1 protein-coding gene is annotated in these 1083 nt (G+C 65.7%); it reads right to left on the bottom strand.

The genetic code is table 11. From position 1 onward, the window contains the following. Positions 1–111 precede the first annotated feature (111 nt). On the bottom strand, positions 112–852 hold the full coding sequence (locus tag ACXJL8_RS41775; protein ID WP_456618531.1) for a nucleotide-binding protein: 741 nt from the start codon (positions 850–852) through the stop codon (positions 112–114). Positions 853–1083: the final 231 nt, after the last annotated feature.

Here is a 1083-nt window from a genome sequence, read left to right as displayed (position 1 = left end):
TTGCGAGCATAGCGAAGCAATCCGGCCAGGCTGGTGGCCGGATTGCTTCGTCGCCGAGGCTCCTCGACCGGATGGCGAAGAGCCATGCTGACGCCTGAGCGGTCGCCCCGCTCAGGACGCCAGTGTCGGGGTCTCGTCCGACGCGAGCTCGGCGGCGTGCAACATGCCGTCTGCGGCCGAGATGACCTGGTCGATCAGGACATTGGTCGTGGCGCTGAGCTCGAGCCGGGTCTCGATCCACTGCCAGAGGCCGCGGATCTCGTCGGCCGACTTGCCGTTCGGCGCGAATTCGCTGACGGCGAGGCCGCTCGCGAGCGAATCCTGGTGATCGTTGCGCATCGCGATCAGCGGCCGCGCGAGCACGTCGGCGAGATCGAGCGCGGCCTCCTCGGCGAGCGTGTTGGCCGCATTGTCGATGCGCTGGCCGCGGATCGGCGTCTGGTTCAGCACGAAGCTGTAGGGCCGCTTCCAGGCGCGCGCGACGCTGAGTGTCGAGACTGTCGCCTCGATGTCGGCGACGGACGGGCGGGCCGGGATCAGGCAGAGATCGGAATGGCGGATCGCGGCGGTGGTGGCGGCGCTGAGGCCGGCCGCGGTATCGACGATCGCGAGCTGCAGGCCGCTGTCGGCCAGCATGTTCAGGCGCGGCGCGATGTCGGCAGCGTGATAGATCGGCTCGACGACGAGATCCTCGGTGGCGCGACGGCGCTGCCAGTTGGACAGGGTGCCCTGCGGGTCGGTCTCGATCAGGCGGACGGTGAAGCCGACCTGCTTGGCTGCCAGTGCGAGGCCGATGGCAAGCGTGCTCTTGCCACTACCACCCTTTTGGGTGGCCAGTACGATCGTGTGCATTGAAGATGATTCCTTTGGAGTGCTTGGGCCTTGGGGTAACGCCACGCGAACGTGCATCGCTTCTCGATGCTGAGCTCTTCTCGCTCAGGACGTGCCTTGCCCGATCCAAAGGGGACCGCGGATGTCCGAATCAACGGCAACGATGATGGCAGAATCGGGAATGCCAGCTAATCCGTACCAATACTGGACCCGTAATCGCGCGTATGATGTGCTCGCCGCCGTGAATAAAAG

It is taken from the genome of Bradyrhizobium sp. P5_C11_2, assembly GCF_054049755.1.
Note: the sequence above shows the minus strand (reverse complement) of the source record. Positions and strands in the feature narration are given on the sequence as shown.

Bases quoted from the DNA above. Each gene is read 5' to 3' on its own strand.
- ACXJL8_RS41775 (WP_456618531.1), bottom strand. From the start codon at position 852: ATGCACACGATCGTACTGGCCACCCAAAAGGGTGGTAGTGGCAAGAGC.